This window comes from Paenibacillus sp. FSL H8-0332, assembly GCF_037963835.1.
GTDB lineage: Bacteria > Bacillota > Bacilli > Paenibacillales > Paenibacillaceae > Paenibacillus_AQ > Paenibacillus_AQ rhizoplanae.
Window position 1 is genome coordinate 862008 of the sequence record NZ_CP150145.1, and the last position, 19437, is coordinate 881444.

General features: G+C 48.4%; 14 protein-coding genes. 12 read left to right on the forward strand and 2 right to left on the reverse strand.

Going from position 1 to position 19437, the window contains the following annotated elements; all coding sequences use genetic code 11:
* From NST43_RS03665 to NST43_RS03720, 12 genes are all read left to right on the forward strand, one after another.
* On the forward strand, positions 1–5691 hold the full coding sequence (locus NST43_RS03665) for a hypothetical protein (RefSeq protein WP_339222615.1): 5691 nt from the start codon (positions 1–3) through the stop codon (positions 5689–5691).
* Positions 5688–7301, forward strand: a complete 1614-nt coding sequence (locus NST43_RS03670; protein WP_339222617.1) for an S-layer homology domain-containing protein — start codon at positions 5688–5690, stop codon at positions 7299–7301. Before NST43_RS03665 ends, NST43_RS03670 begins: the two co-directional genes overlap by 4 nt.
* Positions 7302–7676: 375 nt before the next feature.
* Positions 7677–8666 carry a LacI family DNA-binding transcriptional regulator gene (locus tag NST43_RS03675; protein WP_173136535.1) on the forward strand — a complete coding sequence of 330 codons (990 nt, stop codon included), beginning with the start codon at positions 7677–7679 and terminating at the stop codon, positions 8664–8666.
* A 21-nt stretch (positions 8667–8687) separates the two neighbouring features.
* Positions 8688–9659 carry a BadF/BadG/BcrA/BcrD ATPase family protein gene (locus tag NST43_RS03680; RefSeq protein WP_339222618.1) on the forward strand — a complete coding sequence of 324 codons (972 nt, stop codon included), beginning with the start codon at positions 8688–8690 and terminating at the stop codon, positions 9657–9659.
* A gap of 23 nt (positions 9660–9682) precedes the next feature.
* A complete protein-coding gene (locus tag NST43_RS03685) occupies positions 9683–10981 on the forward strand; it encodes a 6-phospho-beta-glucosidase (RefSeq protein WP_339222619.1) in 1299 nt (432 codons plus the stop codon).
* Positions 10982–11004: 23 nt separating this feature from the next.
* A complete protein-coding gene (locus NST43_RS03690) occupies positions 11005–11931 on the forward strand; it encodes an ABC transporter permease subunit (protein ID WP_339222620.1) in 927 nt (308 codons plus the stop codon).
* Between the two features lie 27 nt (positions 11932–11958).
* Positions 11959–12849 (forward strand): carbohydrate ABC transporter permease, encoded by an 891-nt coding sequence (locus NST43_RS03695; protein ID WP_209993306.1) that lies wholly within the window; start codon positions 11959–11961, stop codon positions 12847–12849.
* 35 nt (positions 12850–12884) lie between these two features.
* Positions 12885–14519, forward strand: coding sequence for an extracellular solute-binding protein (locus NST43_RS03700; RefSeq protein WP_339222621.1), 1635 nt, complete (start codon positions 12885–12887; stop codon positions 14517–14519).
* 45 nt (positions 14520–14564) lie between these two features.
* On the forward strand, positions 14565–16298 hold the full coding sequence (locus NST43_RS03705) for a family 10 glycosylhydrolase (protein WP_339222623.1): 1734 nt from the start codon (positions 14565–14567) through the stop codon (positions 16296–16298).
* Between the two features lie 276 nt (positions 16299–16574).
* Positions 16575–16829 (forward strand): hypothetical protein, encoded by a 255-nt coding sequence (locus tag NST43_RS03710; protein ID WP_036723207.1) that lies wholly within the window; start codon positions 16575–16577, stop codon positions 16827–16829.
* Positions 16826–17002, forward strand: a complete 177-nt coding sequence (locus NST43_RS03715) for a hypothetical protein (RefSeq protein WP_209993309.1) — start codon at positions 16826–16828, stop codon at positions 17000–17002. The genes NST43_RS03710 and NST43_RS03715 overlap by 4 nt, the downstream gene beginning before the upstream one ends.
* The gene (locus NST43_RS03720; RefSeq protein WP_339222626.1) at positions 16989–17351 is read left to right on the forward strand and encodes a hypothetical protein; all 363 of its coding nucleotides are present in this window, start codon (positions 16989–16991) and stop codon (positions 17349–17351) included. The genes NST43_RS03715 and NST43_RS03720 overlap by 14 nt, the downstream gene beginning before the upstream one ends.
* A 15-nt stretch (positions 17352–17366) precedes the next feature.
* Here NST43_RS03720 and NST43_RS03725 read toward each other — a convergent pair whose 3' ends face one another.
* A complete protein-coding gene (locus NST43_RS03725) occupies positions 17367–18683 on the reverse strand; it encodes an ATP-binding protein (RefSeq protein ID WP_339222628.1) in 1317 nt (438 codons plus the stop codon).
* Positions 18680–19414, reverse strand: a complete 735-nt coding sequence (locus NST43_RS03730; RefSeq protein WP_339222629.1) for a LytTR family DNA-binding domain-containing protein — start codon at positions 19412–19414, stop codon at positions 18680–18682. Before NST43_RS03730 ends, NST43_RS03725 begins: the two co-directional genes overlap by 4 nt.
* Positions 19415–19437 lie beyond the last annotated feature (23 nt).

Genomic DNA, 19437 nt, shown 5'->3' on the forward strand with positions numbered 1-19437 from the left:
ATGACGTTCTATAGAACAATGAAACGCAGCGTAGCTGCAGCTATTATTCTATCCATGCTTTTCACTTTTGCAAGTTTCCCTGTTCATGCTGACGCCAGTAATGCGGATTATTCCATTGCGAACGAATTTATGAAATATTCAATCAATTCAAAAACGGGTGGTTTCTCCATCGAAACCATTGATGGTCATCCACAAAAAGCGTTTGACAACAACCTTCCGCTTCTTTATAAGGAAGATACAGCAAGGAGCAATGGAACATCCTTCACAACCGTTCGTATCGACGGAAAGGATTTTATTTTCGGTCAGGAATATGGCTGGTTTGGAATCGATACAAAGCTTCATGAACCTGTAGTCTCAGAGCAAAACAGGCTTTTAACCATTGCATGGGACATTAAGGGCTATACCATCACACAAAAGGTATCCATTTCGATTGACCCTAACAACTCAAGGACTGGCAACATTGGTGTTTCTTATGATGTGAAAAATAACAATGCCACAGCCGGAACGGTGGGGATTCGGCTTCTTTTAGACAACGCGCTTGGTTCAGAAATTGATGCACCTTATGTGTTGGTTAATCCGTCGCAACCGACAATCGTTGAAACCGAATATAGCGGTGACCACCTTCCGCAGCAAATTAGATATGTTGATTCTCTTTCAGCTTCGAACAAGACAGCTTATGCCCTCTTGTCCGGCTGGAGCGGCAACAAGGATGTAAACGTTGATAAAGTGATTGTCGGGCACTGGATTAATCTTGCAAACACAAGATACGATTATACACCAAACCCTAGTGTTGACTTTACTAATTACTCCAACAAATATTTAGTTCCTGACACTGCAACGGCTTATTATTGGAATGAAAAATCAATTGAGCCGGGTCAAGTCAGAATTTCTGAAATGCTCTATGGTATCGGTAACTTTGCTGAACAAACCAAAAAGGAGCATGTATCCATAGGGATCCACACTGAACAAGTATTACTTACTAACGACAAAAAAGCTTATGAAAACAATGGTGTTATTAAAGCAAATGTAGTCATTGACAATAGTGTCTCAGGAGCAAAAGAACTTATAGAACCCATTGTGAAGCTTAGCCTCGAAGAGGGACTTGTGTTTGCAGCCACGAATACACGGGAATACACGGTGAAGATTTCGGGCGGTCTTAACATTGGAACGGTGTTTGATATTCCGGATGTTGACATTATTGCAGAGACACAGTCTATGATCACATCAAAACGTCTGGTCGTTTCGTTAAACGCAACAGAAATTATTGATGCTAGCACAAATAAAGTGGTTGACTATAGTGCAAACACAAACATTTTGATTCCAGCAGTGGAAGGAAAGCTCCCGGAAGTTTCAATGAAGCATGTTTTCCCGGCGGCAGTTTATTATGAAGGTGACAAAAACCTTACCGTTTCTGGCGATATGAAGGTTCTGATGGAGGCCCTTTCGGGGAGTGACGGATGGAGTCTGTACCTTGTTCCATCATCCAGCGCTGAGGCTGTTCTGATTGACAAAAGAAAAATAAGTTTTGTTGAGGAAGGTCAAACGCTTGCCTTCTCAACGAATCAGACGTTGGCGGTTGGAAAGTATGACATTGAATTTAGATTTACGAATCAACAGCTGATCGATGCCTTCGGTACAAAAATCCAAGCCACAACTAAAGTGGACGTCACCAATAAAATAGCGGATAAAAGTGCAAGCTACGGTATTGTTTCGCTAGTCCGATTCACAGACGCTGCAAACAACAGACAGTTATATGATTATATTAGTTTTACAAACGAAGATGTAATGAAGAAATTTATATCCGGCGGCGTGAAAAAAGATGGCATTCTTCACAAAGAAATAGCATTTGAAGAAAATAAAACAGAAATTCTGTTGACCCTTCGCGGAAAAATCAGGCTTATGGATACGGGTAAAGAAAAATATTACTCTGCCAGCAGAGCCGATGGCGATATTACCATCAACAGCATCCTGACCTATGACAGCAACGAAGCTCTTAAGATGACCGTTGACAACGAGGGTGCAAAGCTAGAAGGCGATGGTACCGTCAAAGTGATCAACTCGATTAATATTTGGCATAATAAGTGGCATTTCGAAGTGAGCAATGGAACTAAATATACCCTGGATCGGGAGGCTGTTGCCGAGAAGACTGCTCAAGCATTTGAACTTCAGCTCGGAGATGCCGGTTATATGCTGCAGAATATTGCAGGGTTCTTGATCAATATTAAATATGGTGTGATGACCCAGGACGATGATGATTTCGGAATCAGCTTTGGCGGAAGAATTTCAATGCCGTTAAAAGCTGCTGATCCATCTAAGGGTGAGGAGCATTATGATTATAAAGGCTCGCTAACAGCGAACGTTCAAGATGTTCTCTATGGAAGTAAAGACAGCAAAATTGGTTTTGTTGGCATTAACACAACACTGTCTGTAGCCCTGCCCAAAGATATATTAGGCCCGTTAGTAGGAAACGAAGCCGGTGTTAAGGCGGATATAACCATTAATACCATTGATGATATTTATAGCATTGATGCCGGTGTTTCCGTTACCATGCTGGAAGTAGAAGGGTCACTGGCACTGAAGAAGGTTCCTATTAACGAAGTTCCCAAGATGATGCTGGACAAGCTCACCTTCTTTTTAGCGCCATCCACAATGAAAGTTCCTGTGGTTGCACCTTATGTATTTATCACAGGCCTTGGCGGAGGAATTTCAAACCTTGCAGATACCGTTGCCGGAGAACCGGCAGGTGAACTTCCACCCCTCACCATCCATCTTCAAACAAGGCTTTTAATTAATGCCATTATTGTAGGCGACTTTAAGCTGGATGCTAAACTATCCGGTCTTGCCATAGAAGGCAGCGGCCACTTGGAGAAAGACGAAGAGGGAAGGCTTCTTAATATTCAAGCGGGAATGAATGTTCAATGGATCTCGCCGTTTCAACTCAATGCCTTCGGCAGCATCAGTATTCATGCCGGAGCCATTCGTGGCGGGATAACGATTAAAATTACGGAAGATTATTTTTATGGTTATGTTTATGCAGGGCTGTTCATTCCAGACTCCATCCCGCTGCTTGGGGGCAAGGAGATCGCAGGAGTTGAGGCAGCAGTCTCATCTGACTTTGTGGGTGCAAACTTTAAGGTCATTGGGGTGAAGCTTGGCTTTATCTATTATTGGAACGGTGACCTAAGCTTTGGCGGGTCCATCGACCTCTCTTCAAGAGGAGATGCCGTTCACTATGTCCACTCGGAAGCGCTGGACGAGAGCGGCAACCTTGTGCCAACCACCATGATCTATGGAACGAATATGAGAAGACTGAGTACGGAGGCCATCGCTAAGACAAGGGCCGGGAATGGGGTTACAAAAGAGATTAACCCGACAACAAAGGATGCACTTCTCTTTGAAATTCCACTTCGTGGTTTAATCAAGCCTTCTGCATCAGAAATCATTGTCACCAATCCAAATGGAAAAAGATTGACCATGGTTGAAGACGATAACAAGGGCAACGGAAACTATCTTGTTCAAGCTTTAGATGGCACTAACTATTTATACATTTCAGTCACTGATCCCTCTCTGATTGTTGCGGGTAACTGGTCCATTTCAGTTACAACACCGGATGTTTATATAGACAACTTTGCAGTAAACAGTGTTGACTATATGCCAGAGCTTACAGGAATTAATGCTTCTACTAGCAATAATACAAGCCGTGAACTTAACGTTTCCTGGACTACGGACAAGCAAAGCAAATATTCGGGTGCACTTAATGTCTATGTCACAAAAGACTCGTCCGTCATGAAAACAATCGAATCGTCTAACATTCAAGATACTTCATCATTAATTAGTATTGGCAACCTGGAGTTAGATGAAATTGAATCAGGCGCTCATGCGTTCACACTTCCTGAGTCCTTTCCTGAAGGGAAATATCATGTGGTGGCAATGCTTGTTAACCATCAAGGCGGAATGAGCAAGAAAATCACTGCTTCAACATTCACTTTCACAAATCCATTGCTCCCTCGAAACCCGAAATCCGTTTCTGCGGTCTACAGCGGTGACGGCTATGTGAAGGTAAATATAACGGGAAGCGACGAAACTGCAACACATTATCTCGTGGCGATCCAAGACGAAGATGGGGTTGAGGTCGATAATTCCTTTGGTCAATTTAAAGTTGGCAGTGACATCATTCTAAAACCATTGGAAAGCCAAACCAACCGGCCTCTATTAGAGGAAGGCAAGACTTATTTTGTTAAAGTGCAGGCTGCTAGAATTGTGGAGTCTCCCCTGAAGCAGGCGGAATATTATCGGTCAACCGAATTTGTATCATCGCCAAGCTTTGTTATGCCTTCAACGGATAAACCTCAGCTTGTAAGCATTGAAACAAACGTTGACCGGTCAAAAGATCGCTATTACTTAAACACTGACCAATTAAAGGCGACGTACACCTTCGACAGACCTGTTAAAATGACCTTAAATCTTAACACCGAAGATAAAAACACGCCTCAAGAATTTAAGAAGGTCTGGTCATTTGAAGAAAGTCTTGAAGACGGCCAGCAGCTGGTTGACTTTATAGCGGTTGCTGAAAACCGTGACACCCTCCAAGGCAGCAGGTCATCAGGGGCTATTGGATTTACTGTTGATACAAAAGCACCTGCGTTACTCCTTGATGAAGATGTTCAAACCAGCCTTGATAAGGAAAACGTTGATAACACTGTCAGCAATCAAGTTGTTTTTGTTGGCGCAGACTCAAGCTACAGCTTCCGTGGTCTAACAGATCCATCCGCAACATTAACGTTAGACGGCACTTCAGACGGAATTGTTATCAGTCCGGACGGAACCTTCGTTGTCAATCGTAAGGCCTCGAGTGAGGACCCGAACCAAACCCTGATGCTTAAAGCGGTTGATGATGCCGGTAACGAAACGGCTGTTCCAGTGTATCTTGTGAATCGTGTTTTGTCTGAGTATGAAAGCATTAAACTAATCTCTGACCTGGAAGGCTCCGAGGATCAGCCTGATTCGATCGAGCTTGGCATAGGCGGGACAACGGCGCTTTCTGTGAAAGCTCTCCGCACAGTTAACGGCACCGTTCTAAAAGCAGAAGACGTTGTGTGGGACGTTCTTTATAATCAGAACATCATCAGACTTTCGCAAGATGGGACCATTGAAGCATTAGCTCCAGGCGAAACTGCCATCAAGGTTAGTTATAGACTTTCTGCCTTTGAAGGCCAGGACGGGAAGACGGTCTATAAAGAACTGTCAGACGTTATCAAAATCAAAGTAAAAGATTATGGTTACCGTTATGAAGTTCGTCAGACACAAGGGTTCTCGTTGTACACCATATACACTGAAATGAACATGGGCAAGGCAACGGTTGTGATTGGAGGCAACAAACAAACTCTGTTATATGACAATCTTAAGAAAGCCTATATTGGTGCTTCAAAGGAGCTTGTCACAGGCGAGCAATTAACAGCCAAGCTTGGTTTTGAACCAACGGTGAAATCTCCTGTTCTTCTGCGTGGAGATACCGATGGTAGTGGTGCTATGGATAAAGTTGACGTTCTGGCAACATTGAACGCTATTTTAGACAATATTTACAACGGTTTTAGTTCTGCAGAAAATTGGATGAGAGCTGATACAAACGGTGACGGCATTGTTGACATTGTAGATGCGCAGCTCACCCTAATGGAGGCACTTAAAAGATGATCAAATACTTAAAAATCATTTTGTGCATAATGCTTCTAGGGGCTGCCCTACCATCATATGCCTATGGCGCAAATGATGCTGCAGACCTTAGTTATCGTGTGGACATCAAAGTAACGGACAGCTCAGGTTCCTTGAAATCATCATTTGAAGTTGGAGAAAAAATATTTGTTAAACTAAGTCTTTCCTATACGGGTGCCGGAAGGGCGCCTGTATATGGCTTTCAAGGAAAGCTGCAGTTTGATTCTTATGTACTCGACAATACCGCTGTGAATGTGGAAAAGGACATTTCAATGAAATATGCCGATGGTGCCATCAACTATGTCTATTTGGATATGACCGCCAACGGAAAAGAGGATTCCATACTGAAAAATATTGGAACGGCTGTATTTCAAGCTAAGAACAGCGGCACGTTCAGCATCTCTTCAAGCGGCTTCATTATAACGAACAAAGATGCGACACACCGGTACATTGAACCGGTTGAAGATGTGCAAATCATTGTGGGCACTGGAATAAAGGACCCCTCAAAATCTCTATTATATGAAGACATTGTTGCTGCAAAAGCTTTACTTGCTTCAGTTACTATTGCGGATAATCCCAAAAACATCTACTATCCGGATCATTGGTATCCGACAAAATCCGCTCAAAAATTGAGAGATGTGATTGCCGGGGCTGAGGCTGTTTTTAATAACAAGGATGCGCTGGCGTCGGAAATCACTGAAGCTATTGAAAAGCTTAGCATTGGTGTTTCCGATTTCGAGAACTCCAAAATTGTCGGCCCGAAACGTTGGGCTGCTCCGGCTGACAATACCACAGTCAATAACACCGCAGTTGATCTGTACTATTCCGTTAAAGCTTCTGTTAAAGGCGGAAATGGCAAAATTGCCGAGGGCTTTGAAGCTCAGACCATTCGCGCAACAACCTCTGCAACCATCAGAATGATTCCGGATGAAGGGTTTGAAACAGAATATATTTTTGTCAACGGTGACAAATTTATAGGCCATGACATTTACACCATTCCAGAGGTTAGCCGGGACACCCTTGTGGTTGTTACCTTTGCGAGAAAAACTCCTTTTACAGATATAGCACATGACGATTGGTTCTATTCTTCTGTAAGATATGTTTACAACAAGGGACTATTCACAGGAACCTCTGGAACGGAATTCTCACCCTCCGGGAAAATGAGCCGTGCCATGCTGGCCACTGTAATCTATCGCATGGAGAATAAACCGAATGTTAAATTTGCAAATGTATTCTCTGATGTTCAAAGTGGCCGTTGGTATTCAGATCCGGTGATTTGGGCAAATCAAAGCAAAATTGTTAACGGGTATGATAAGGGTAAATTTGCTCCTAATGATGCCATCACCCGTGAGCAAATTGCTGTTATGCTGCATAGATACGCAAAGGTTAAAGGTGTTGACCTTCAAGCAAAAACTTCAAGCCTGAGCTCCAAAGATGCAAATAAAATTTCAGGCTATGCCAAAGAGTCCATTACTTGGGCTGTGTCCAAGGGCATCATGAAGGGCAACACGGATTTGACTATAAATCCTTCGGGTCTTGCAACCAGAGCGGAGGTTGCCACTATGCTCGAAAGGTTTAATGAGTTGAATTGAATATAAGATGAATACAAACCAAACTGACTTAGAGCTTCTCTTTGTCAGTTTGGTTTCTTTATGTGAACTTTGATGAAGCTGTGAAAAATGGGAAATAAATCCTCGGCAGACCCGGGTTCCGGGTCTGCCGATCTTTTAAAATGGACGGCACCAGCTTTTGGATTGACGGATATTTAGAACGGTGGTAATATTAACCCAAAGTAAAAACCTTTAAACTTTTGTAAAGATTAATAAGGTTTATATTGAGACAAAGCTGACATTAAATGTTCTATTATCAGTGAGGAAAAGGATATATCATGATATGTAAGGAATTTTTTATTTTCACTGAAAGTTTAATCGTTTAAACTTTAGAGTGGAGGAGGCGGGTAATCTAAGATGAATATTCATGATGTAGCCAAAAAGTCAGGGCTCTCGGTAGTGACTGTATCCAGAGTGCTAAACCACTCACCGTCTGTGCGTGAGTCCAATAGACAGAAGGTGCTTAAAGCGATGGAGGAGCTGAATTATCAGCCCAATTCCGCAGCGCGGAGTCTGGTACGCGGCAAGACGGGAGTCATCGGGATGTCGATTAACAACTTTAACGATTCTTTCTATGACCGCGTAATTCGTGTGGTCAACCGCAAGCTGACGGAGCAAGGGTATTTCTTGGCGTTATCCATTGCCGAGAATGAGGATGAAGGGGATAACTTCCTGTTTCAGAAGGACCGTGTGGACGGGATTATCCTGTTGTCCCCGCTGGAAGAGGAAGCATCTGTAGAGGAGCTGAAAAGAAAAAACATTCCGTTTGTATTGCTGGATAACCAGTTCCAGCATGAGGATGTTCCCAGTGTCGTGGTCGATAATTACCAGGGCGGTTATGAGGCAACCAAGCATTTGATTAATCTTGGACACACGCAGATTGCCTTTATCGGCGGCCCTTCGGTATTCCTGAGCGTTGCGGAACGTAAGCGGGGGTATAGCCAGGCACTGGAGGAAGCAGGGCTAACGTCGTTCGGCACAGATTCCTGCGGGTTCACGGTGAGCGGGGGGTATGAGGTCGCCAAACGCTGGGTCCGTGAAGATAAGCTGCCGACAGCCTTTTTTTGCGGAGATGACTTCATTGCTCTTGGAGTAGTCCAGGCGCTGCGCGACGAGGGGATTCGGGTCCCCCATGATCTCTCGGTCGTGGGATTCGATGATCAGCAGTTCGCAGGCGAATTCTACCCGCGGCTCACGACGGTCAGGCAGCCTGAGGCGCAAATGGGCAGCATCGGGGTTGATCTGCTGATGCAATTAATCCATGGGGAGGTGATGCCGCCCGCTGTAACGAAGCTCGCTCCTCAGCTTCTCGTGCGCGAATCGTCAGCAAATGTAAGATTAACCTGAATATTAGGAGTGAAATGATCTGTGAAGTATTACTTGGGAGTGGATGCTGGGGGCAGCAAAACCTATGCCATGATTGCAAGTGAACAAGGTCAGGTTATTGCTGTAGGCCGGGGAGGAAACGGAAATCACCAAAAGAATTGCGAGCAGGCAGAAGAGAGTTTACAGCAGGCGGTATCGGAAGCGGTCATGGCGTCAGGGTTGACGAGGGACCAGCTGGAGTATTCCTGGTTCGGAATGGCAGGAGCCGACAGAGAGGCTGACTTCCGGATTCTGCGGCCGATCATCAGCCGCCTCAGCCTTCCCCGGACGGAGATTTCCTGCGATACCTGGAATGCACTGCGCTCCGGCACCGGGGAGAATTATGGAGTTGTGCTGATTTGCGGTTCAGGTGTGAATTGTGCCGGCAAGAATCCGCTGGGCGTGATGCATCAATGCGGGGGGTTCGGTTACCGGTTTGGTGATTTTGGCGGCGGCTATGATCTAAGTATGGAGGTATTCCGTAGCGTGATGCGGGCGCATGATGGAAGAGCGGGCAAGACGGTGCTGACAGAGCGCTTAACCCGGCGGCTGGGCTATTCCAGCGTTACGGAGCTGCGGGAGGAGTATCTGGATCATTACCGGGAATTACCGGCTGATATTGCCGAGCTGCTGTTTCAGGCGGCAGAGGACGGGGACCAGGTTGCCACTGAGCTACTGATCAGGCAAGGCGATGAGCTGGGACTGGCTGCGGCGGCAACGATCCGCCAACTGGCGATGGAGAAGGATACTTTTGACGTTGTACTGGCCGGCAGCCTGCTGACCAAGGGAGACCGCTCGGGAATCATCAAGCGCGCCATTGAGCAGAGAGTGAAGCAGTCGGCGCCGGGTGCCACCTTGAGGATATTAAACCGTGAGCCGGTGGTTGGTTCGGTCGTTCTGGCGATGGAAAGCAGCGGAATGGATGTGAATCATGAAATCCTGGACCGCCTGTCTCTGGAGCAGGTAATCAAATGAAAATGGTGAAGGAAGGTTCTATCATGGAGGAAACATTGAAGCTGGTTGTAATCGGAGCCGGGTCATCGTATACACCTGAGCTTATCGAGGGGATTATCAAGCACCATCAAGAGCTGCCCATCGGCGAAGTATGGCTCGTGGATATTGAGGAAGGGCGGGAGAAGCTGCATACGATTGCGGAACTAAGCAAGCGTATGATTGCGGAGTCCGGCCTGCCGATAACGTTAACGGAAACGCTTAACCGCAGGGAAGCCATCGCCGGAGCGCACTTTGTCTGCACACAGATCCGGGTAGGCATGCTGGAAGCGCGGAAATGGGACGAATTGATTCCGCTGAAGTACAATGTGATCGGTCAGGAGACGACAGGCCCCGGAGGGATGATGAAGGGCCTGCGGACGATCCCGGTCATTCTCGATATTTGCAGGGATATGGAGGAGCTGGCCCCAGAGGCCTGGCTGCTGAATTTCACGAATCCGGCGGGCATGGTGACCGAGGCGGTACACAAATATTCTTCGGTTAAGAGCGTAGGGCTGTGCAACTCTCCCATCGGTTTTCAAAAGTGGCTCTCCGAGTTCTTCGGACTTCCTATTGACAAGATCTATGCGGAGTTCGTGGGCATCAATCACCTGCACTGGGTATCTGATGTCGTGATTGACGGAAAGAGCAAGCTGCAGGAGCTTATTGACTATCCTCAGGATTACAAGGCCAGCAATGTACCGTTTGATTCCTGGGACCACCGGTTCCTGAATGGGCTGAAAGCGATCCCTTCCTATTATCTGAGCTATTACTATATGACAGACGAGATGCTTGCGGAACAGAAGGAAGCGGCAGCATCGACCGGCTCGCGGGCTGAGGTGGTGAAGCAGGTGGAGGAAGAGCTGTTCGAGCTGTACCGGAACGTAGAGCTGAAGGAGAAGCCGAAGCAGCTGGAGCAGCGCGGCGGAGCCTATTATTCGGAGGCGGCGGTACTGCTGATGCGGTCCATCTATAATGATTCGCGCGATATTCAGACGCTGAACGTACGAAATAACGGAATCATTGATTTCCTGCCGGATGATGCTTCCATCGAGGTGAACTGTCTGGTGACCAAGCAAGGTCCGCTGCCGGTCCCGCTGCGCCGCATTCCACAATCCGTCAGAGGTCTGCTGGCGGCGGTTAAGCAATATGAGAGTCTGACCATCGAGGCAGCCGTTCGCGGAGACCGGGACATTGCCCTGCAAGCCCTGGTGCATCATCCGCTGGTCCCTTCAGTCACCGTAGCTGAACAGCTGCTGGATGAAATGCTGGAGCACAACAAACCATTTTTGCCATTATTTCATTAGACTTACGCCGGAGGGGAAGACGGATGAAGATGGCAGAGAAACCAAGGGTAAGGCACAAGTTTAGGGATCAGTTAGATTTACAGTCCATGGTTTGGCCGGGCATTATCTTTGTTCTTATATTCAGCTACATTCCAATGTATGGCGTGGTTATGGCCTTCCAGCAGTATGATATCTTTGGCGGCATAATGAAGAGTCCGTGGGTTGGATTTATGAATTTTAAAATGTTCTTTGAGGCTCCCGAGTTCTGGAATGTGATGAGAAATACGATTGTGATTAGCTTTCTGAAGCTGCTGATTACGTTCCCGGCCCCCATTCTGTTTGCGCTCATGCTGAATGAAATCGGAAATATGGCATTCAAACGGTTCATCCAGACCGTCAGCTATCTGCCGTATTTTCTGTCCTGGGTCATTGTATCCGGATTTGTATTCTCGCTATTATCCGTGGATAACGGAACGCTGAATTATTTGCTGGAACGGCTGGACCTGATCGTAGAACCGGTTAATTTTCTGGCGATTCCGAAATACTTCTGGTCGATTCTGGTGAGTGTCAATGTGTGGAAGGAGATCGGGTTCGGGAGTATTGTCTATCTGGCCGCGATAGCGGGTGTTGATCCGGCCTTGTATGAGGCGGCCTCTATAGACGGTGCAAGCCGTTTTAAGCAGATCTATCTGATTACCCTCCCCAGCATTGCTTCTATTATTATCATCTTTATGATTCTGGCCATCGGCAATCTGCTTAGTGCGGGATTTGAGGACATTTTGCTGCTGGCGACCAATCCAATCCTGCGGCCATACTCCGATGTCATTGACACCTACGTATACCGTGTCGGGATATTGAATGCCAGATTCTCTTATGCGACAGCGGTAGGACTGTTCAAAGCGGTGATCAGTGTAATTCTGCTGGTGACAGCCAACAAAATCGCCCGCCGGGCAGATGTTAGTCTCTGGTAGACCTACAATCTATAGGAGGAGTGAACAATGAGACTAAGCCTGGGCGACAAAATCATGCAGCGGACGATCTATATCCTCTTGACACTGATGGCTGTTATTATGCTCTATCCGTTCTGGAATGCGCTTGTGATCTCCTTTAATCAGGGGAGCGATACGGCGCTGGGCGGCGTAACCCTGTGGCCGAGAGTGTACACCTTCGAGAATTATTATATTGTGTTTCAGGATCACCGCCTGCTGAACTCTTTTCTGATCACCGTCCTTAGAACCTTGAGCGGCACGGCCTTGTCGGTCTTCTTCACGGCCCTGTTAGCCTACGGCATGTCCAAAAAGACATTGCTGTACCGTAAGCAGTATATGGTCTTCTTCATGGTTACGATGTTCTTCAGCGGCGGGCTGATCCCCACTTATCTGCTCATCCGCTCTCTGCATATGCTGGATACCTTCTGGGTACTGATTATCCCGGGAATCATCAGCGTCTACAACATGATTGTAATCCGCACCTTCTTCGCTGCGCTGCCTGACGGGCTGGAGGAATCGGCCAAGATCGACGGCTGCGGCAACTATGGGATTTTCTTCAAAATTGTCATTCCCGTCTCCGGCCCGGTCCTCGCTACGATTGCATTATTTACAGCGGTGGGGTACTGGAACGACTGGTTCACGGGAGCCATCTATATTACGAAGGACCCTCTGCTTCCTATACAGACGCTGCTGCGGCAAATTATGAACTCCAACATTATGACTGAGATCGGCTCATCGAATGCCATTGCACTGGATCATATGAACCGGAATCGCACGGTCACCACGAAGTCATTGACCATGGCTACGATGATGATCGCCACTATCCCGATTATTTTGACGTACCCCTTTCTCCAGAAGTATTTTGTTAAGGGCGTACTGATCGGTTCATTGAAAGAATAGCAGTCTTTCATATCGTGTAGAAAGAAGGGGACAACATGCGCATTCGGTTGAAATGGGTATCGCTTCTGCTTACCGGCCTGCTGCTGCTCACTGCCTGCAGCAGTGGCGGGGAATCCGGCACTCCGCAGAACACAAGTGAGGGAGAGGCCGGGGCAGCCACAGATGACGGCGGCATTAAGCCTACTACCTTCAGCTTCTATGGGAACTACGACTGGCTTACAACAGCCTCTTGGGGGGAGAATGAGGCGACGAGATGGATTCAGGAGAACCGCAAGGTTACCGTTGAGCCGGTGCAATCCGGGGGGGCGGCCGCAGAAAAGCTTAACACGATGATTGTCAGCGGCGCTCTGCCGGATGTGATCTTCACGGACCGGGGAGCCACAGTGGAACGGCTGGTGCAGGCAGGAAGGCTGGTAGCGCTCGATGAGTATTATGAGAAGTATCCGAATTTCAAGAAATATGTAAAGGAATCCACCCTGAACCTGCTTCGTTCTGAGGACGGCAAAATCTATCAAATCCCCAACTGGTACACCTCCGGGCAGTTTGGCAACGGGGGCTATATGGTCAATAAGGATATCTATAACGCACTCGGCAGACCGAAGCTGGAAACCTTTGATGATCTGTATCAATATTTGCTCCTGGTGCGAGATAAGTACCCGGATGTAGTGCCTCTGGAGGTCGGTGAGAAGGGAGGCGGCCTTGACATTATGTACGGCGGTTTCAAGGAGAATACCACCAGCAAATTCATCTCCCTTATGGGTTATCCTGAAGGCGACAGGCTGATCCCGATCTATGACGATCCTGCTTTTGAGGACATGATGCTCTATATCAACAAGCTGTTCCGCGAACGCCTGATCACCCAGGATGCGCTGCAGCAGGTCCAGGATGCGGTGAAGGAGAAGGTGAATACCGGCCGGGTAGCGGTCATGGTCGAATCCAACATCACTACGTACGGCGCCGAGGGGCACCGGGCACTGACTGCGGGCAACCCGGACAGCGGATATGAGATTATTTGGCCGGTGCATAAGGCGGGAATAGACAAGAATAAGGTGTTTGTCAGCGGCTTCGAGACACTGGGCTGGAACGTCAATGTCATTACCACCTCCGCCAAGAACCCGGAGGCCATCTTCGCCTACTATGACTGGATTACGGGTCCGGAGGGACAGAAGGTACTGTTCTTCGGTCCGAAGGGTCTATACTGGGATGAAGAGGATGCAGACGGCGCCCCGGTTCCGAACGAGAAATACAAGACAACACCTGCTAATGAGCGTACGGAAACTATGCGGAAGTTCGAAGATTTCAACTGGGCGGGCAACACGACTCTTATTGATACGGCAAAAATGAGCCTGGAGGCTTCGCTTGCCGCCAACCAGAAATCATGGGAGACGGTAGCGCAGTCCACGGTGACCTGGAAAACCGCTCTGGATATTACGGAATTCGTGAATACCGATCCGGTTCCCGATACGGAGATGGGGATCATCGCCCAGAATGTTCAGAATATTCATACCCTGGCTTTTGCCCAGATGGTTCAGGCGAAGTCGGACGAAGAGGTGCTGTCCGCGCTGGAAACGGCTAGAAAGAACGCCAAAAAAGCCGGGCTGGATAAGCTACTCGAGTTCAAAACGCAAAGATGGCAGGAGAATGTCCAGAAGATTAACGCGAAGAAATAATTCTTGTTGTGACCCGAATAAGACTATTATTATGGAGGCGTGTCTATGATAATTACCCTGAGAGCAAGGTTCACTGCGGTGTTAAGCTTGGCGTTGGTTTTCTCTGGAATGGGTGCTTCGATTCCGGCTATGGCCGAGGAGGAGAGCAATCCGCCTTTTGAGACGGAAGTCATTGTACGAACCGTTAACCAGTTCAAAAATGTAGCGGATGTCGAGGACTTTATCGAGCTGTCCGAACAGCACGGAGTGGATGTCATCAGCTTGAACGTGAAGCAGGATGAAGATGATGAGGTCCCGTCCGGGCGGGTATTCTATCAGAGTGATATCGCTCCGATTGCCCAAGGCTACGAGAACTTCGATGCCCTTCAGGAGGTAATTACAGCCGCACACGCCGCAGGAATTAAGGTTCATGCGTGGATTCCGCAGTTCCATGACCAGGAGGCCTTCCTGGCGCACGATGAATGGCAGATGCAGTCGCTGGTAGGCGGGGTTCAGACTCCGTTCACTGGCGCGAACGGCAACGAATACTTCGTCAATCCGCTGCATCATGAAGTGCAGCAGTATGAGCGCTCCATCATTCAGGAGGTCATTGAGAATTATGCGGTGGACGGTGTGGTGTTAGACTGGATTCGCTTCGATAATTACAACATGGATGTCAGCAATTATACGGTAGCCAAATATCAGGCAGCGTTCGGATATTCTCCGCTCACTATTAATTTCGATGTGGATTCTGCCCAGCGGCGGCAGTGGAATGAATGGAGAACCGAACAAATCGGCCAGTATGTTGGTGATATCCGTCAGGATATTATAGGGTCCTCGAATCCGGATGTGGAGCTTGGCGTGTATATTCTGCCGCCGGAGTTCACTGAGGTGGGACAGGATGTCGCCAAATTCAAGAATGATATCGACTTCGTTGCTCCTATGGCGTATTTTGATGACTGGGAATTCAACAGCGACTGGGTGTACAGCACTTCCTACGGTATCCTGAAGGATACGAGCGACCGGATCAGCGGCAGCCAGGTGGATATTGTGCCTACGCTGGATAATGACTGGACGAATGATCAATATCAGGAGATTTACCAGGGAATCCGCCAGAATTATCCTGGCGTGAAGCGCCTGTCGTTCTTTGCCTATGGGGCCTGGCCTGAATCCGAGTTAATCAAAATCAATGAACGTACAACCTGGCCGACCCCTGACTGGACGGCCCCGGGAGAACAGGACTATCCGGCTCAGCTGCCAGCAGGCTGGAAGGCCAGAAATATCGGCTCCAAGCCGGGGAACGCCACCTACAATACCTCCAAGAAGCAATTTACTCTCAGCAGCAGCACTACGGATATTTGGGGAAATGGAGACCAGCTGAATTATATCTACCAATCCGTGAGCGGCAATGCGGAGATTATAGTTAAGGTGCAGTCCACTAGCGGGCTGGACGGCTGGTCCAAGGCCGGCGTTATGATTCGGGAGTCGCTGAGTTCGAATTCCAAGCACGCGGATATGATGCTTACCCCGGAGAATGGGGCAACCTTCCAGTACCGGACAGCGACTGCGGGCACTATGACCGATCAGAATGCGGCGGCTTCAGTTCCGAAGTGGCTAAAGCTGAAGAGAACCGGAAATACCTTCAAAGGCTCTATCTCATCCAACGGGAGCAGCTGGCAGACGGTCGGAACCGTGCAGATTCCAATGAACAGCCAGGTGTATATTGGAATAGCGCTCAGTAATCCGGGGGATACATCCGGGAATAAGGCCGTGTTCAGCAATGTGAAGATCACCCATTAAGTGTTACCATGTGTAGAAACCCTTGAGGGGCCTGTGTGTAGGCCTTTCAAGGGTTTTTAAAATATGAATATGATTCGCATAACAACCGGAAAAACTAAGCTTGTGCCCCGGATGTACGGAAAATATACTGCTCTACCCAATCCATATTGCTATTGCTAGAGTAGATTAACTTGAGGGAGATTCTGTTAGAGTGGCGGCAATGGACTGCGCCAAAAAAGTGGACAGGGGTAAAGGCGTGAATCCGTTCCGATTACATTAGGAAATGGGGGGATACAGATGGATTTCAGTGCATTGACTGGCCTTTTCGTGGATAACAATGGTTCGGTCGTGCTGAATGTTCTGTTATCTACTGCCTTGATCTGGAGTGTTAAGCAAATTGCGAATAAAGAGAAAGTCATACAGAATTATCAGAAACGCGATGAGGAGAATGAGAAGCAGCTTAGCGAATATAACCGTACGCTCGTGAAGCTGCTGATTGAGAGAGGAACCGCAGAGAGAAAACCTAATGATGAGGAGGTCGTCAACAAGTGAAGCTCCTCGATATCTTTCGCAAGCACGAGCTGAAGCCCAGCCGGGTCAAACAGGAAATTGAGACCCTGGGCCAAATTCAGGAGGCGTATGAATCCAATGATCTTGAGAGGCTTATTGATCTGCACCGTACCGGCTTAGGCAGAAGAGGAGATGATCTGCATGGACATTATTGATTTGGTACTGATTACACTGGAAATGATAGCCTTGATCGCTTTTACCGCATATGTTATCCGTTACAGCAAATATTTCATCGGACGAGGGCCTATGCGCACTTATAATTTGTACCTCCGCAGTGTGTGGGTAACTTATGGGGCAGTAGCGCTTCTGTGTCTCAATCTGCTGTGGGGAAGGCTAAACATTATTCTCGGGCTGAACCTGTCCGGTAGCTTATCCGATATCCTGCGGGAGTATGTGCTGGTGCTGACGCTTGTCATGCTTGTATTCGCAGGCTTGATGCACAAGGAGTTATGGGACAGCAACCATAGGCACAAGACCCGCCGTGAGCGCAAGAAACTGAAATAGTAGGCCCATTCCCCATCATTCCCCCTCGGACACCCGTCCTCCGCTACGTTCATCTCTCTCAATATGAAAAAGCACCAGCTCCAGCTGAAACAGCTGGCCGCTGTAAGCAAGCTGAAACAGCCCGCCGGCCTGCTCCATCGTCTGGCGGATATTCCGCAGTCCGATCCCGTGGGAACGCTTATCGCTTTTGGTGGTTAGCAGCTCGCCGTTTGGTCCTTGGAGGACGGACCCGGAATAAGGATTCAGAATCCGTATAAATAAGCTGTCATTCAGGTAATGCATATGTATGGCGATGTATCGTTCTGCTCCCTGCTCTTTGGGGATCAGGCTGGCTGCTTCCAGTGCATTATCAAAGGCATTGCCCAGAATAACGCTGATTAAAGCGGTATTCAGCATGAGCCGGGGCGGAAGGCTCAGCTCCAGGCGCAGATCAATCTCGGCTGCGGCGGCCTCCCGTTGTTTGTAGTCCAGAATGGAATCAATGACCGGGTTGCCGGTGTTGCAGTAAGCTTGGGCATGTCCGGTCCAGCCCAGCAGAGCATCCAGCTCGGCTGTAGAGGCACCTTCTTCTCCGCTGAGGACTCTGGAACGCAGGCCTAGGAGAATATGGTTGAAATCATGGCGGAACCGGAGGGCTTCCTGCTGAAACTCCCGGTTCCGGTGATACTGGTTCACATAATAGCTGTTCTGCTGCTCCAGCAGCAGGCGTTGGCTGCGTTCAGACTGCGCGCTCAGCACGCGGTCTATCAGGAGGAAGATCAAGAGATTGATAGCGAGCAGCAAGGCGGGAACAACAGGGAATAACTGCGGATATAGCTGGAAGAAGGGACTGCCGGACAGCTGCAACAACACGGCAATGCTAAGACAAGGACAGAGAAAGGCAACAGATCCTAACCATCCGGTCAGCTGGCCCCGGCCCTCGCCTTTCACCAGCCTGCGCAGCAATAGAACGAGCAATAACATCAGCAGCTTCGAGCACAGCAGGCTGAGCCTGTAACCGAAATCTGTTCGTGGCAGTGGAACCGCCGCATCGCTGAGGATAATCAGAGCCGAGATAAATACCACAGCATATAACCGCCATGCAGTGCTGCCCCGGTAAAGCAGGGACAGGCCCAGGATCAGTCCGATATTGCCTGCCATCAGCAGCAGGGCGGGCAGGGAGCTGTGATGGAGCAGAGCCTGAACACCTATGTACAGAATGTACAGCACAGTCAGCCGCAGCCGCGATTCTACACGGCAGGTGAAGAAGCGGCTGAAGAAGAGATGCAGTATGACTGCCAGAAGCGGAAGTACAGCGAGATAAATAATTTCATCGAGGAGTACAGAATTCACACCAGCTCCCCCCTGAAATGCAGATAAGCCCTACGCACACCGGGGCTGTATTTGCCGCTGACCGGCAGCTCGCAGCCGGTAGTGAGGATGATTTTTTTGGCGCTAATGGCCTGGATTGAATAGAAGTTTACGATATAGGACTGGTGAATCCGCACGAAATGGCTGGACGCCAGCTTCTGCTCCTCCTCTACCAGCTTCCCGTAATATTGCAGTTCCCTATCCTGAGTAACCAGTGTAATTCGTCTGATGCTACTCTCCAGATAGTGAATTTCGCGGTGAGGAATCCTTAGTTCCTGGTTCTTCAGCTGCACTGGAAGGAAGCTGGTCCGGCCCTGCTGCCGGAGACGGAGGGTCTTATGTATGGCCTGGGCCAGCTTCTGCTTGAAGCTTTCCGGCGCAACAGGTTTCTTAATGAACCCTGACGGACGCAGGTCAAATAGCTGCATATGGTATTCTTCATGGCTGGAAATATAGATAAGCTGCACCGGGTCATTGCCGTCATCCTCCCTCAGGAGCTGCCCCGCTGCAATGCCGTCCAGACCGCCCAGCTCAATATCCATGAAGATAATATCGAACTGCCTGCCGTCCCGAAGGTCCCGGGCGAAGCTTTCTCCCGAATAATATATGGAAATCTCAATGTGCTCGTTCAGGCTTTCCCCGGTTTCCAGAATCAGGCGCTCGGCCTCTCCGGCAACGCGGGGCTCATCGTCACACACAGCAATATGAATCATCGGCTCCTCCACCTTTGCATTTA